Here is a 15,095-nt window from a genome sequence, read left to right as displayed (position 1 = left end):
TGTTGTGGGACCAGTAATGTTAGACGTCGCCAGCTATGAGCTGGATGCTGAAGAGCGTGAGATTTTAAAACACCCACTGGTGGGCGGTCTGATTTTGTTCAGCCGTAACTTTCATGATGCGGAGCAGTTGCGTGAGCTAGTTCGTCAAATCAGGGCGGCCTCTCGTGAGCGTCTGGTGGTGGCCGTTGACCAGGAAGGGGGCCGGGTGCAGCGTTTTCGTGATGGCTTTACTCGCCTGCCTGCGGCCCAGTCGTTTGCCGCTATTAATGATGCAGCTACGGCAGCTAAGCTGGCGCAAGAGGCCGGTTGGCTGATGGCGGCAGAGATGATAGCGATGGATATCGATATCAGTTTTGCGCCAGTACTGGATATCGGCCATGTTAGCGCCGCTATTGGTGAGCGCTCTTTCCACAGCGAGCCACAACAGGCTCTGGCAATGGCGGAATGCTTTATCCGAGGAATGCATAGTGCCGGGATGAAGACCACCGGTAAGCATTTCCCCGGTCATGGTGCGGTCACCGCCGATTCCCATAAGGAGACGCCACATGATAATCGACCACTGGCAGAAATCCGTACTCATGATATGGTTATATTTCGCGAGTTGATCGAGCGGCGACTGCTGGATGCCATCATGCCTGCTCACGTGATTTATACTGAAGCTGATGCGCGCCCGGCCAGCGGCTCGGCGTATTGGCTCCAGCAGATATTGCGTCAGGAATTAGGTTTTGATGGCATTATCTTCTCAGATGATTTATCGATGGAAGGTGCTGCGATAATGGGCAGTTACGCCGAGCGCGGGCAGGCTTCGCTGGATGCCGGTTGCGATATGATTTTGGTGTGTAATAACCGCCAGGGTGCTATCAGCGTGCTAGATAACCTGTCTCCGGTCAAAGCGGATCAGGTTGCGCGCTTGTATCATTCTGGGCAGTTTGAGCGTCAATCATTGATGGGGTCATCACGCTGGCAACAGGCGAATAAGGCATTAACTGCACTCAGCGCACGTTGGGATGCACATAAGAGCCAATTGAAATAAGTTATATACTCTAAATAATTCGAGTTGCAGCGGCCTCAACGAGGTGAGGCTCACGGATGGGCCGAGTAGTTGAGTGTAGCTAACGCACATGCAGCTTGACGTATGACAAGTATAAGTCGCGAGGATAAATATGATTGTCTATTTACATGGTTTTGATTCCAATAGCCCCGGTAATCACGAGAAAGTCCTGCAACTGCAATTTATCGATCCAGATGTGCGTTTTATCAGTTACAGCACCTTGCATCCTCGACATGATATGCAGCATTTACTGAAAGAAGTGGATAAAGCCATTCAGCAGGGCGGTGATGTCAAACCACTGATTTGTGGTGTTGGTTTAGGCGGGTTTTGGGCCGAGCGCATTGGTTTCCTGTGCGGTATTCGACAGGTTGCTTTCAACCCGAATCTGTATCCGCAGGACAATATGGGCGGTAAAATCGACCGCCCAGAAGAGTATGTTGATATCGCCAGCAAGTGTATTAATGACTTTCGCGAGAAAAATCGCGATCGTTGCCTGGTGGTGTTGTCTCGTCATGATGAAATGCTTGATAGCCAGCGAACTGCGGGTGACCTACATCCTTATTATGAAATTGTTTGGGACGAGAAACAAAACCACAAGTTTAAGGATCTTTCACCCCACCTTCAGCGCATTAAAGCCTTTAAAACTCTTGGCTAGCGTAAAGTGACTGCTGAGCCTAAAACTGTCGGTTTGTTAAAGATTGGTTAATTGTAAAGCTTATAACGTTCTGCTAACCGGTTTGGGGAAGGGAGTTTAAATCCTTTATCCAGGCCGTTTTGTTGCTTAAAAACGGCAAAATAAGATTTTTCCTCGCTGCAAATAGAAAAATTCTAAACTGTGACTAAACGCTAACTATTTGAATCCTATTCCAGAAAGATTCCCTATGCTGCCACTTTAATCAAAAAAAGTTGATATATATCAATTTTGGTATGACCAAATAACCCTGCATGATATTCTGGCTACAGATTATTGATTCAGCATCAGCGAACCCTATGTTATCTAAGGATATTATTCTTTTACCCTTAGCTAACAATTGGTTCACATTTAGGGGGTCATTTTGACAACGCCGAAGAAGAAAATCGTTATTATTGGTGGTGGTGCCGGCGGTCTTGAGCTGGCGACGAGTCTGGGCCATAAGCTGGGCCGCAGCAAGAAAGCGGACATCGTTCTGGTTGATCGCAATCACAGTCATCTGTGGAAACCACTGTTACACGAAGTAGCCACTGGTTCTCTTGATGATGGCGTCGATGCATTGAGCTATCTGGCTCATGCGCGTAACCATCACTTTAACTTCCAGTTAGGTTCCTTAACTGACATTAACCGTGAAACCAAAACACTCAGTTTGGCTGAGATTTGCGATGAACACGGTGATGTGCTGGTGACCCAACGTGAATTGACCTATGACATTCTGGTCATGGCCTTAGGCAGTACCTCTAACGATTTTGGTACGCCAGGCGTAAAAGAGAACTGCATTTTCCTTGATAACCCGCATCAGGCACACCGTTTCCATAATGAAATGCTGAACCTGTTCCTGAAATATTCAGCGCAACCGGGTGAAAAAGGGAAAGTTAACATTGCGATCGTCGGTGGGGGGGCTACCGGTGTGGAACTCTCTGCGGAACTGCACAATGCGGTGAAACAACTGCATAGCTACGGTTTTGAGGGTTTGGACAATCAAGCACTGAATGTGACGCTGGTGGAAGCTGGCGAGCGGATTCTACCCGCATTACCCCCGCGCATTTCAGCGGCCGCGCATCAGGAATTGATTAAACTCGGCGTGCGCGTGCTGACCAAAACCATGGTGACCAGTGCGGACGAAAAAGGTCTGAACACCAAAGAGGGTGAGTTCATTAACGCTGACCTGATGGTGTGGGCGGCGGGGATCAAAGCACCGGACTTTATGAAAGATATCGCTGGGCTGGAAACCAACCGTATTAATCAGTTAGTGGTGGAACCAACGCTGCAAACGACGCGTGATGCGAATATCTTTGCTATTGGTGACTGTGCTTCTTGCCCGCAGGCAAGTGGCGGTTTTGTTCCCCCGCGCGCGCAGTCGGCTCACCAGATGGCCAGCCGTTGCTACAGCAATATTCTGGCGTTGCTTAATGAGCAACCGTTGAAGCCGTATATCTATAAAGACCACGGTTCACTGGTTTCTCTGTCGAAGTTCAGCACTGTGGGTAGCCTAATGGGCAACCTGATGCGCGGTTCAATGATGGTCGAAGGGCGTGTTGCTCGTGTGGTGTATATCTCACTGTATCGTATGCACCAGGTGGCATTACATGGTTATACCAAGACTGGCCTGATGATGCTGGTGGGTGGGATTAATCGGGTTATTCGCCCGCGCTTGAAGTTGCACTAATCGTCTTCTCACTTAAACAAACCGCTGCCGTTAGTCAAAGGTGGCGGTTTTTGTTTGCTCAATCTCAGGCACTTAACGTTAAAAATGTTCGCCCGTAATGTGAAATTTGCAGCATAAAATTTCGCGGTCGCAAATACCCACAGTCGGATTCCTCCTAAACATATTCATTTACACCTATTATCTGGGTTTTTAGTCCATTTGTCTTATTGCTAGCTCAAACGACTTTGTGCAGACTCCATGGTGTTTACAGACGGCGAGTCACGCACGCCGTATTCCGCTAATCAGAGACAGCCTTTGGTGTCGGAAACTGTCAGATTTTCTGTTTTTACGCTGGAATTCTGGGGCAGAAGATGCGTGGTAACACTTTCAGGAGGATTTCCTGTGAACAAATCAATGTTAGCAGGCGTGGGTATCGGTATTGCGGCCGCTCTGGGAATTGCCGCAGTTGCGAGTATGAATGTTTTCTCTGGCGCGCCGCAATATGCACAAGTTATTGCGGCGACACCGATTAAAGAAACGGTCAAAACGCCTCGGCAGGAATGTCGTAATGTCACGGTTACTCACCGTAAACCCGTACAAGACGAGAATCAGATTGCTGGCTCAGTGTTGGGTGCGGTTGCTGGTGGGGTTCTGGGACATCAGGTAGGGGGCGGGCGAGGGAAGGATATCGCTACTGTTGCCGGTGCGTTGGCTGGCGGATATGCCGGTAACCGCGTGCAAAGTAATATGCAGGAAGGTGATACCTATACCACCACTCAACAGCGTTGCCAGACTGTCTATGACAAGTCACAAAAAATGCTGGGATATGACGTAACCTACAAAATTGGTGATCAGCAGGGAAAAATTCGTATGGATCGTGATCCAGGTACGCAGATCCCGATCGATAAAAATGGTCAACTAATACTGAACGACCGAGCATAATACAAAATCTGTTGTCCAAGACCTGGTACCAAGAACCCGCGATTTAGTGCTAATTCTGATCGTTTAAACAGAACATGTTTTTGCCGCAAACCCGGCAAAAAATTTAAGCGAGTGGCATTAGCATTAACGCGGGTCTCTCATTGCTGAGAAACCCGCATTAACTCGCTGATTAACCTACCCGATGCTGCGCAAAGGCGGCCAACAACTCACTGATAAATTTCAGTCGCTGTGAACGATCAGTTAAATCTTGCATAAACTTTAGCTTGGTTGGCCCTTCCAGGCGGTATATCTGTGGCTGGCGCTGTAATAGCCCAATCAGATAGACAGGATCGACTTTGTTCTTATCACTAAATTCAATAAAGCCACCGCGCTCATTACCTTCAATTCGTTTGATGCCCAATTTTTGTGCCTGCTGGCGTAACTCTGCGGTGTGCAACAGATAACGTGCTGGGTCGGGCAGTTTGCCAAAACGATCGATTAACTCCACTTTTAGCTCATCAAGTTCCGTCTCATTGCGGGCACTGGCGATACGCTTATAGAATGAAAGTCGAACATTCACATCTGGAATGAAATCTTCTGGCAGCAGCACCGGCATGCGCAATTCAATTTCAGTCTGATTGCTGGTCAAATCTTCCAGAGATGGCTCTCTGCCTTCTTTCAAAGCATCAACCGCGCTTTCCAGCAGCTCCATATAGAGTGAGAAGCCAATGGTGGTCATCTGGCCGCTTTGGTCTTCACCTAACAGTTCACCCGCGCCGCGAATCTCCAGATCATGGGTTGCCAGCGCAAAGCCGGCACCAAGATCTTCCAGTGAGGCAATCGCTTCCAGCCGCTTTTTAGCGTCCGTGGTCATCGCTTTCGGATTCGGCGTCAGTAGGTAAGCATAAGCTTGATGATGTGAACGCCCAACCCGGCCGCGCAATTGGTGTAGCTGCGCCAGGCCAAAGTGATCCGCGCGCTCGATGATAATGGTATTGGCGCTAGGAATATCAATACCTGTTTCGATAATGGTGGTACAGACCAAAACGTTGAAGCGCTGATGATGGAAATCATTCATCACCCGCTCCAAATCCCGTTCACGCATCTGGCCGTGACCGATAGCGATACGCGCCTCAGGAACCAGCTCCGCCAGACGTTGTGTGGCCTTCTCAATATTTTCCACGTCGTTGTACAGGTAATAAACTTGCCCACCGCGCAGAACCTCACGCAGGATGGCTTCGCGAATAACCAGGCTGTCGTACTCCCGTACAAAGGTTTTCACTGCCAGGCGCCGCGCCGGTGGGGTGGCAATAATCGACAAGTCGCGCATGCCGCTCATCGCCATATTCAAGGTACGCGGAATCGGTGTGGCTGTTAGGGTCAGAATATCCACATCGGCACGCATCGCTTTGATCCGCTCTTTATGACGAACACCGAAGCGATGCTCTTCATCGACAATCAGCAGGCCGAGATCTTGCCAGCGCAGGTCACTTTGCAGCAACTTATGGGTGCCGATAATGATATCGACTTTACCTTCAGCGGCTTGCTCCAGAATCACTTGCTGCTCTTTGGCACTGCGGAAACGGGACATCATTTCTATCCTGACCGGCCAAGTGGCGAAGCGATCACGGAAGTTATCGAAATGCTGTTGGGCAAGTAGTGTAGTGGGGACCAATACGGCTACTTGCTTATTATTGGCAACTGCGAGGAACGCAGCACGCATTGCCACTTCGGTTTTACCGAAACCAACATCGCCACATACCAGGCGATCCATCGCCAGCGGCCGACACATATCGCTGAGAACCGCATTAATGGCCTGTTCCTGATCTGGCGTGGTTTCAAACGGGAAGCTTTGGCAAAATAACTGGTATTGCTCGCGGTCATGTTTGAATTTAAAACCAGACTTGGCGGCGCGCTGGGCATAGATATCCAGCAGTTCGGCTGCCACGTCTCGCACTTTCTCGGCCGCTTTTTGTCGTGCCCGACCCCAGGCTTCTCCGCCCAGTTTATGCAGTGGCGCATTTTCATCAGCACCGCCGGAATAACGGCTAATCAGATGCAAAGATGAGACTGGCACATACAACTTATCTTCACCGGCGTAGGTCAGTATCAGGTATTCAGCTTTGATGCCGCCAGCTTCGAGCGTGGTTAAGCCCAGATAGCGGCCGACACCATGTTCCAGATGAACCACTGGCTGACCGGGGCGCAGCTCGGCCAGATTGCGGATTAGGGTATCGGTATTGATGGTACGCCGATTATCCTGCCGACGGCGGCTGACGCGCTCGCCAAGTAGGTCACTTTCACAAATCAGCGCTAATTGTTTATCGGTATCGAGGAAGCCGCGTTCACTGGCGCCGATCATCAGATAATGACCGGGAGCCGCCGCTTGTGGTAACGCTGTAATCAGGCTCGGGCTGATTTTTATCCGGGCCAACAGGTCTTGTAGCGTTTCTCGTCGGCCTTCGCTTTCGACTGAAAACACGATACTGCCACTGAATGTTTCGATAAAGCGGCGCAGGTTATCCAGTGGCGCTTTTTGCTGTGCTTGCACAGCCACATCAGGCAGGGGCTGATAGTGCAAATTGGTATTGGCAGCTTTAGTCGGCAGTGGGTCTGTCTTGAACTGCAGCCGAGGCCACTTTTTTAGCTCAGTGAACAGTGAATCAACCCGTAACCAGAGCGTATCGGGTGCCAGCAATGGGCGCATTGGGTCAACACGGCGGCTTTCAAAGCGCTGATTCACATCTAGCCAGAAACGCTCAGCAGAACCTTCCAGATCGCCGGTATTTACCAATAAGGTATTTTCAGGTAAATAACTGAACAGTGAGGGCAACGGTTGGCTAAAGAACAAGGGTTGCCAATATTCGATACCCGCAGGCCAGATGCCTTTACTGACTTGCTGATAGATGTGTTCAGCGTCGCGGCGAACTTCAAATTGTTCACGCCATTGGCTACGGAATAACTCGATTGCGGTTTTGTCTATCGGAAATTCATGCGCAGGCAGGAGGTTTATCTGTTCAACTTCAGACAGCGTGCGCTGCGAATCAACATCAAACACGCGCAGACTGTCAATGTCATCATCAAAGAAATCAATTCGATACGGCTCTTCACTGCCCATCGGATACAAATCAAGCAATGCCCCACGGGTCGCAAACTCACCATGTTCCATTACCTGATCAACACTGCGGTATCCTGCCTGCTCAAGTTGCGCCCGCAGCTTATCGCGCGACAGATGCTGGCCTTTTTTCATCACCAGCGCATGGCCGTGCAGGAATTCATGTGGGCATACGCGCTGCATCAGGGTATTAATCGGGAGAATAATAACACCGCGCTCCATTGCGGGCAGATGATACAAACATGAAAGGCGCGCTGAAATAATATCCTGATGCGGCGAGAAACTGTCGTAAGGCAGTGTTTCCCAATCGGATAGGGTGCTTACTGGGCGGAGTGAGAATTGTTGCACCTCATCACGCAAGCGCAGGGCCGTTTGCATGTCAGGGGTAATTAACATTACCGGGCCATCATGGCGCTCAATGATTTCCGCACATTCCACCGCGCAGGCTGAGCCAGTCAACTGACCTAATTGACGGGTATCACCAGGCCGCTGCGGCAATGAATAACGATATTGTTGGGACATAAGCAGTTAAACAGTCTCTTAGTTTGTATACCCGCCGCCCTTCAAGAGGCAGAGGTGTTGGCTGCCCTTGCTCACCCCAATCACTTAGTTATCTAAGCGCTTGAGTATTAATGAGCCTTCACCCTATGGGCTAGCATAAATGATATCAAAATCAGTTGCTTACCGACTTTTTACTTGGGTGCTGCCTACCGGCATGACCAAGTAACAGGGATAGCGTTAACCCATGTTGCCGTTCAGCAGGACAGTATCAGCACAACAGATGACAAATTATCTCGGCGGCTATCCTAGCACGTGAGGGGGCATAGCCACAGACTGGCACCCTGATTTGGAATAAAAGCCAGAGATATATCCAATAGATCTCAAGGTGCAGGAAGGCGGCAAGCGAGAAAATCCCGATGAGCTTACTAAAGTAAGTGATTCGGGTAAACGAGCGCGGCCAACACACCTGTAACTTGAAATATGAAGGATATAGGCGGTTAATGGTTCCATAAAGGCGTAGTACCCTTTATTATCCTCGATCACTTTGCTTTAGCAACAGGATCTAAACAGATTTCATGTATCAACCTGTCGCACTATTTATTGGCCTGCGTTATATGCGCGGGCGTGCATCTGACCGCTTCGGTCGGTTCGTCTCATGGCTTTCTACTATTGGCATCACGCTTGGCGTGATGGCGCTGATCACGGTACTGTCGGTGATGAATGGTTTTGAGCGTGATTTGCAGAATAATATTTTGGGGCTGATGCCGCAGGCGCTGATTACCACGTCACAAGGCTCTCTTGACCCGAATAAGATCCCTGCCTCTGCACTTAAATCGCTGACTGGCGTTACTGATATTGTGCCGCTAACCACTGCGGATGTGGTGTTGCAGAGTGCCCGCAATCTGGCGGCTGGTGTGATGCTGGGTGTTGATCCCGAGCGTCATGAACCACTGGCTGATTATTTGGTTAACGTGCACCTGAAGGATTTACAGCCGGGGAGCTACAATATTATCCTGGGCGAAAAACTGGCGGGCCAGTTGGGTGTTAAACGTGGTGAAACATTGCGTTTGATGGTCCCTAGCGCCAGTCAGTTCACGCCAATGGGGCGCATTCCTAGCCAGCGGCTGTTTAATATCATTGGAACATTCGCCGCAGACAGCGAGGTTGATGGCTATCAAATGCTGGTTAATCAGCAGGATGCATCACGTCTGATGCGTTATCCGGCTGGCAATATTACCGGCTGGCGTCTATTCCTTGCACAACCTTTGTCTGTTGATAGCCTGAGCCAACAGGCGTTGCCTGAAGGCACGGTATGGAAAGATTGGCGGGAGCGTAAAGGCGAGTTGTTCCAGGCGGTGCGTATGGAAAAAAATATGATGGGGTTGCTACTTAGCCTGATTATTGCCGTCGCAGCCTTTAATATCATTACCTCGCTGGGCCTGTTAGTGATGGAGAAGCAGGGTGAAGTGGCGATTTTGCAAACTCAAGGCTTGAGCCGCCGCCAAATCATGCTGGTCTTTATGGTGCAGGGGGCTACCGCCGGGGTAATTGGCGCATTACTTGGTGCCGGGCTGGGTATTTTACTCGCCAGCCAATTGAACACGATTATCCCGATTCTCGGTTTATTGATTGATGGTGCCACCTTGCCGGTGGAGATTAACCCGGTACAGGTCACCGTGATTGCTCTGTTGGCGATGGCGATTGCCTTGTTGTCCACGCTTTATCCTTCCTGGCGCGCCGCCGCCGCACAACCTGCCGAGGCTTTACGCTATGAGTAACCATCCATTATTACAGTGTTTAGATTTGTGCAAACGCTATCAGGAAGGGCAATTGCACACTGACGTATTGCGTAATGTGTCGTTCACTATCGAAGCTGGTGAGCTGATGGCGATTGTCGGCAGTTCCGGTTCAGGTAAAAGTACCTTATTGCATCTGTTGGGTGGTCTGGATTCCCCAACCTCCGGCGAGGTTATTTATCAGGGCCGTTCACTGAATCAGCTCTCTTCCACCGCGAAAGCGGAATTACGTAACCGAGAGTTAGGTTTTATCTATCAATTCCACCATTTACTGCCTGATTTTACCGCATTGGAGAATGTCGCAATGCCACTGTTAATCGGTGGAGCCAAACCCGCAGAGGCGCAGGATAAAGCCCGGGCGATGTTGACCGCGGTAGGGTTGGAAAAACGGAGCAAACATCGGCCGTCTGAGTTGTCTGGTGGTGAGCGTCAGCGGGTGGCGATTGCCCGTTCGCTGGTGAACAACCCGTCACTGGTTTTGGCAGATGAACCGACCGGTAACCTGGACCAACGTAATGCTGACAGCATCTTTAATCTGTTAGGTGAATTGAATGTTCGCCAGGGGACGGCATTTTTAGTGGTAACCCACGATTTGCAGTTAGCAAAACGTATGAGCCGCCAGTTGGAAATGCGCGATGGCCAGCTACAGCAGCACTTGACACTGGTGGGGGCTGAGTAATGGGTGTGTCGCCACTTTCACTTTTAATCGGCTTACGGTTTAGCCGTGGCCGCCGTCGTGGCGGTATGGTGTCATTAATTTCAGTGATATCTACCTTGGGTATCGCCTTGGGTGTTGCAGTATTGATCGTGGGTCTAAGTGCGATGAATGGCTTCGAACGTGAGCTGAAAGATCGCATTTTGGCCGTGGTACCACACGGCGAAATTGCGGTGGTTAATCAGCCGTTCAGTGGCTGGCCGCAAACCCTGCAACGTATTGAAAAAGTGCCTGGTATCGTAGCGGGCGCCCCCTATATCAATTTCACCGGTCTGATTGAAAATGCCACACAACTGCGTGCAGTACAGGTTAAAGGTGTTGATCCGCAGGCAGAACAGCGTCTTAGCGCATTACCCAGCTTTGTGCTTGACCATGCTTGGGATAATTTCAAAGCGGGTCAGCAGCAGATTATTTTAGGTAAAGGTCTGGCTGACGCATTAGGTGTGAAGCAGGGGTCATGGCTGACAGTAATGATCCCGAATAGTGATCCTGAAATGAAACTGCTGCAACCTAAGCGTATTCGCTTACAGGTCGCCGGTGTTTTTCAACTCAGTGGTCAGTTGGATCACAGTCTGGCACTGGTCCCTTTAGCTGATGCCCAGCAATACTTGGAAATGGGTGACAGTGTCACGGGTATAGCCATCAAGGTCAATGATGTATACAACGCCAACAAACTGGTGCGAAGTGCCGGTGAAGTGAGCAATGCATATGTTTATATCAGCAGTTGGATTGGCACTTATGGCTATATGTACCGCGATATCCAGATGATTCGTACCATCATGTATTTGGCCATGGTGCTGGTGATAGGTGTTGCCAGTTTTAATATTGTGTCCACCCTGGTTATGGCTGTTAAAGATAAAAGTAGCGATATAGCCGTGTTACGCACATTAGGGGCCAAAGATGGTCTGATCCGTGCAATCTTTATCTGGTATGGCTTATTAGCCGGACTTATCGGCAGTATCAGCGGGGTGATAGTGGGGGTAATTGTCTCAATGCAATTGACCAACATTATCCGTGGGCTGGAGCGGCTGATTGGCCATCAATTCTTGTCTGGCGATATCTATTTCATTGATTTCCTGCCGTCAGAATTGCACTGGTTTGATGTAGCCTGCGTATTAGCCACCGCGCTGGTGCTGAGTTTAATTGCCAGTTGGTATCCTGCACGTCGCGCAAGTCGTATTGATCCGGCTCGGGTATTAAGCGGGCAATAATTCCCCCCGTTATACTTCAAGCCGCATATGCGTTGGCTGCTTTCGTTTACCCCCAGTCACTTGCTTCAGTAAGCGCCTGGGGACTTACTCAGTTGCCGTCTTCCTACCGCTCGAATTATTTAGGGTATATAAGGACAATTCTATGTATTACGGTTTTGATATGGGCGGCACCAAGATTGAGTTAGGCGTTTTTGATGCCAATCTGCAACGAATCTGGCATAAACGAGTCCCAACGCCCCGTGAAGATTATCAGCAGTTACTGCAAACTTTGCGTGATTTAACGCTGGAAGCTGATGCATATTGTGGTGTTAAAGGCAGTGTGGGTATTGGTATTCCTGGTTTACCCAATGCCGATGATGGCACAGTATTTACGGCCAATGTGCCATCGGCCATGGGGCAATTATTGCAGGGTGATCTTTCCCGCCTGATTGAGCGTGAAGTTCGAATCGATAACGATGCTAACTGTTTTGCGCTGTCCGAAGCGTGGGATCCTGAATTTCGCACTTATCCAACAGTTCTGGGGCTAATTCTTGGCACCGGTGTTGGCGGTGGCCTGATTGTTAATGGCAGTATTGTTAGCGGGCGGAATCATATTACCGGCGAATTCGGCCACTTTCGGTTACCGGTAGATGCGTTGGATATTTTAGGCGCAGATATTCCGCGCGTACCCTGTGGTTGCGGCCATAACGGTTGCATAGAGAATTATATCTCAGGGCGTGGTTTTGAATGGATGTATAAGCACTTTAACCAACAATCGCTGCCCGCCACTGAGATTATCGCCAACTATAATACTGGCGAGCCCAAAGCAGTAGCCCATATTGAGCGCTTTATGGATGTGCTGGCGGTATGTTTGGGTAATCTATTGACGATGCTTGATCCACATCTGGTTGTCATTGGTGGCGGGCTATCTAATTTTGACAAGATTTATCAGGAACTACCAAAACGCTTACCCCAGCATTTATTGCGAGTGGCCCGATTGCCACGCATTGAAAAAGCGCGTTATGGTGATGCGGGCGGCGTTCGTGGCGCTGCGTTTCTGCATTTGAGTGAATAATAGTCGTCACAAGCTATAGAGTCGTCACAAACAATAACGATATCCAATATAGAGGCAAAAGTTATGCGTATTCGCCATCGGCTATGTCGGTTTCGCAAGAATAAGCATTTGCGGCATCAACGTTTTCGCTCCCGTATCTTTCATCGGGACAGTGCTGCTACAGCAGAAATGAAGAAACCGTTTGTGGTGGTGCTTACTGGTGCGGGGATTTCTGCTGAGTCAGGCATCCGTACTTTCCGTGCCGCAGATGGCCTATGGGAAGAGCATCAGGTGGAAGATGTTGCAACGCCGGAAGGGTATCGTCGCGACCCTGAGTTAGTTCAAGCTTTTTATAATGCTCGTCGCCGTCAATTGCAGCAGCCAGAAATTGCACCCAATGCGGCGCATCAGGCGCTGGCAGATTTGGAAGCGGTGCTGGGTGATAACTTTGTTCTGATTACCCAGAATATTGATAATTTGCATGAAAGGGCAGGCAGTAAGCGTGTTATCCATATGCACGGTGAATTGCTGAAGGTGCGTTGCACGCAGTCTGGTCAGGTATTAGATTGGCCGGGGGATCTTTCGGCTGACGAGCGTTGTCATTGCTGCCAGTTCCCATCCCCTTTGCGACCTCATATTGTGTGGTTTGGTGAAATGCCGATGGGGATGGATGATATCTATCAGGCGCTGGCTGAGGCTGATTTCTTTATCTCGATAGGAACTTCAGGCCACGTCTATCCAGCGGCTGGGTTTGTCCATGAGTCACGTTTGCACGGTGCTCATACCGTTGAATTGAATCTGGAACCCAGTCAGGTAGAAAGCCAGTTTGATGAAAAACATTATGGTTTGGCCAGTAAAGTAGTACCGGAATATGTGCGTGAGTTTTTGACTACCCGGGGCGAGAATCGTCAGGGTGATAGCAGTAATTAGCCAAAATGGCGTATAAATAAACGATAGTCCCTGCGGGTTGATGAATAAATCACCCAGCAGGGTTTTAGCATCCCACCTTATTATTCTGGCTTAAGTTTGCCTAAAGCTGACTTGACGCAATATTTGATCACGATCACTTCCCCATAATGATATTCACTATTATGAGGGTGGGAACCATGGACAAATTACTCGACCGCTTTTTCAACTATGTCTCTTTTGATACACAAGCAAAAGCCAATGTAAAATCCGTGCCGAGCACTGAGGGGCAGCACAAGCTTGCGCTGGCATTACAGCATGAGTTGCAGGCGCTGGGTTTTTCTCAGGTTACCTTGAGTGATCACAGTTGTGTAATGGCAACATTACCTGCAAATGTCTCTTGGCCGGTCCCCACTATTGGTTTTATTGCACATCTCGATACGTCACCTGATTTTTCGGGCAAAAATGTTAATCCACAGATTGTAGAAAGTTACCGTGGTGGGGATATTGCCTTGGGGATAGGCGACGAGGTGTTGTCACCGGTCATGTTCCCGGTATTACACCAGCTACTCGGCCACACATTAATTACCACTGATGGTAAAACCTTGCTGGGGGCCGATGATAAAGCCGGTATTGCCGAAATTATTACTGCAATGGTGCGGTTAAAGCACAGTAATGTGCCTCACGGCGATATCCGCATTGCATTCACTCCCGATGAAGAGGTTGGCAAAGGTGCACGCTTCTTTAATGTGGACGAGTTTGATGCCCAGTGGGCTTATACCGTTGATGGTGGTGGTGTTGGCGAGTTAGAGTTTGAAAACTTTAATGCGGCGTCAGTAACGATCAAGGTTGTTGGTAATAATGTCCATCCCGGCAGTGCCAAAGGGGTAATGGTAAATGCATTATCACTGGCGACCCGTTTCCATCAGGAACTTCCTGCAAGTGAAACTCCTGAATGTACAGATGGTTACGAGGGTTTCTATCATCTGCAAAGTATTAAAGGCACTGTTGAGCGGGCAGAAATGCACTATATAGTACGTGATTTCAACCGTGATGGTTTTGAAGCCCGTAAGAAGAATATGGTGGATATTGCTAAGCGGGTTGGTAAAGGTTTGCATCGTGACTGCTACATCGAAATCGTTATGGATGACAGTTATTACAATATGCGTGAACATATAATCAAGCACCCGCATATCATCGAGTTAGCACAACAGGCGATGCGTGATTGCGATATCACGCCCGTCATGAAGCCGATACGGGGAGGCACTGATGGCGCGCAGTTATCTTTCCTCGGATTACCTTGTCCCAATATCTTTACTGGTGGTTATAATTATCATGGTAAACATGAATTTATTACGCTGGAAGGGATGGAGAAGGCGGTTGCAGTAATCATGCGGATTTCTGAACTGACAGCAGCACGAGCTAAAGCGTCATAAATTGCCTGCTACCTGCTTAACCGCCTATACCAAACGCCCCGTAAATGGGGCGTTTGGTATCATATATCACA

11 protein-coding genes are annotated in these 15,095 nt (G+C 49.3%); 10 read left to right on the top strand and 1 reads right to left on the bottom strand.

What is annotated here, in order from left to right:
• Window positions 1–16 precede the first annotated feature (16 nt).
• The 4 genes from nagZ (at window position 17) to Q2T72_RS13110 (ending at window position 4,332) form a co-directional block, all read left to right on the top strand.
• The gene (nagZ, locus tag Q2T72_RS13125; protein ID WP_193784640.1) at window positions 17–1,033 is read left to right on the top strand and encodes a beta-N-acetylhexosaminidase; all 1,017 of its coding nucleotides are present in this window, start codon (window positions 17–19) and stop codon (window positions 1,031–1,033) included.
• A 130-nt stretch (window positions 1,034–1,163) separates the two neighbouring features.
• On the top strand, window positions 1,164–1,706 hold the full coding sequence (ycfP, locus tag Q2T72_RS13120; protein WP_083158536.1) for an alpha/beta hydrolase YcfP: 543 nt from the start codon (window positions 1,164–1,166) through the stop codon (window positions 1,704–1,706).
• A gap of 400 nt (window positions 1,707–2,106) precedes the next feature.
• Window positions 2,107–3,411, top strand: coding sequence for an NAD(P)/FAD-dependent oxidoreductase (locus Q2T72_RS13115; RefSeq protein WP_083158537.1), 1,305 nt, complete (start codon window positions 2,107–2,109; stop codon window positions 3,409–3,411).
• Between the two features lie 381 nt (window positions 3,412–3,792).
• Window positions 3,793–4,332, top strand: a complete 540-nt coding sequence (locus Q2T72_RS13110; RefSeq protein WP_005183154.1) for a glycine zipper 2TM domain-containing protein — start codon at window positions 3,793–3,795, stop codon at window positions 4,330–4,332.
• Window positions 4,333–4,501: 169 nt separating this feature from the next.
• Here Q2T72_RS13110 and mfd read toward each other — a convergent pair whose 3' ends face one another.
• On the bottom strand, window positions 4,502–7,948 hold the full coding sequence (gene mfd / locus Q2T72_RS13105; RefSeq protein ID WP_372569285.1) for a transcription-repair coupling factor: 3,447 nt from the start codon (window positions 7,946–7,948) through the stop codon (window positions 4,502–4,504).
• Between the two features lie 554 nt (window positions 7,949–8,502).
• Between mfd and lolC the strand changes: the two genes are divergently transcribed.
• The 6 genes from lolC (at window position 8,503) to pepT (ending at window position 15,024) form a co-directional block, all read left to right on the top strand.
• On the top strand, window positions 8,503–9,705 hold the full coding sequence (lolC, locus tag Q2T72_RS13100) for a lipoprotein-releasing ABC transporter permease subunit LolC (RefSeq protein ID WP_083158540.1): 1,203 nt from the start codon (window positions 8,503–8,505) through the stop codon (window positions 9,703–9,705).
• Window positions 9,698–10,402 (top strand): lipoprotein-releasing ABC transporter ATP-binding protein LolD, encoded by a 705-nt coding sequence (gene lolD / locus Q2T72_RS13095; RefSeq protein WP_083158541.1) that lies wholly within the window; start codon window positions 9,698–9,700, stop codon window positions 10,400–10,402. Before lolC ends, lolD begins: the two co-directional genes overlap by 8 nt.
• Complete coding sequence (gene lolE / locus Q2T72_RS13090) at window positions 10,402–11,649, top strand: lipoprotein-releasing ABC transporter permease subunit LolE (RefSeq protein WP_372569284.1); 1,248 nt, start codon at window positions 10,402–10,404, stop codon at window positions 11,647–11,649. Before lolD ends, lolE begins: the two co-directional genes overlap by 1 nt.
• Window positions 11,650–11,791: 142 nt before the next feature.
• Window positions 11,792–12,703: an N-acetylglucosamine kinase gene (gene nagK, locus Q2T72_RS13085; RefSeq protein WP_083158543.1), complete on the top strand. Its 912-nt coding sequence runs from the start codon at window positions 11,792–11,794 to the stop codon at window positions 12,701–12,703.
• A gap of 63 nt (window positions 12,704–12,766) precedes the next feature.
• Window positions 12,767–13,612 carry a Sir2 family NAD+-dependent deacetylase gene (gene cobB, locus Q2T72_RS13080; RefSeq protein WP_372569283.1) on the top strand — a complete coding sequence of 282 codons (846 nt, stop codon included), beginning with the start codon at window positions 12,767–12,769 and terminating at the stop codon, window positions 13,610–13,612.
• A gap of 176 nt (window positions 13,613–13,788) precedes the next feature.
• The gene (gene pepT / locus Q2T72_RS13075; RefSeq protein WP_083158545.1) at window positions 13,789–15,024 is read left to right on the top strand and encodes a peptidase T; all 1,236 of its coding nucleotides are present in this window, start codon (window positions 13,789–13,791) and stop codon (window positions 15,022–15,024) included.
• Window positions 15,025–15,095: the final 71 nt, after the last annotated feature.

It is taken from the genome of Yersinia sp. 2466 StPb PI (assembly GCF_041538325.1).
Classification (GTDB): Bacteria; Pseudomonadota; Gammaproteobacteria; order Enterobacterales; family Enterobacteriaceae; genus Yersinia; species Yersinia enterocolitica_E.
The sequence above is the reverse complement of the archived record's forward strand: the minus strand, read 5'-3'. Positions and strand labels throughout refer to the sequence as shown.

Excerpts from the sequence above, each read along its gene's own strand:
- nagZ (WP_193784640.1), top strand. The coding sequence starts at position 17 with ATGTTAGACGTCGCCAGCTATGAGCTGGATGCTGAAGAGCGTGAGATT.
- ycfP (WP_083158536.1), top strand. The coding sequence starts at position 1,164 with ATGATTGTCTATTTACATGGTTTTGATTCCAATAGCCCCGGTAATCAC.
- mfd (WP_372569285.1), bottom strand. The coding sequence starts at position 7,948 with ATGTCCCAACAATATCGTTATTCATTGCCGCAGCGGCCTGGTGATACC.
- lolC (WP_083158540.1), top strand. The coding sequence starts at position 8,503 with ATGTATCAACCTGTCGCACTATTTATTGGCCTGCGTTATATGCGCGGG.
- lolD (WP_083158541.1), top strand. The coding sequence starts at position 9,698 with ATGAGTAACCATCCATTATTACAGTGTTTAGATTTGTGCAAACGCTAT.
- lolE (WP_372569284.1), top strand. The coding sequence starts at position 10,402 with ATGGGTGTGTCGCCACTTTCACTTTTAATCGGCTTACGGTTTAGCCGT.
- nagK (WP_083158543.1), top strand. The coding sequence starts at position 11,792 with ATGTATTACGGTTTTGATATGGGCGGCACCAAGATTGAGTTAGGCGTT.
- cobB (WP_372569283.1), top strand. The coding sequence starts at position 12,767 with ATGCGTATTCGCCATCGGCTATGTCGGTTTCGCAAGAATAAGCATTTG.
- pepT (WP_083158545.1), top strand. The coding sequence starts at position 13,789 with ATGGACAAATTACTCGACCGCTTTTTCAACTATGTCTCTTTTGATACA.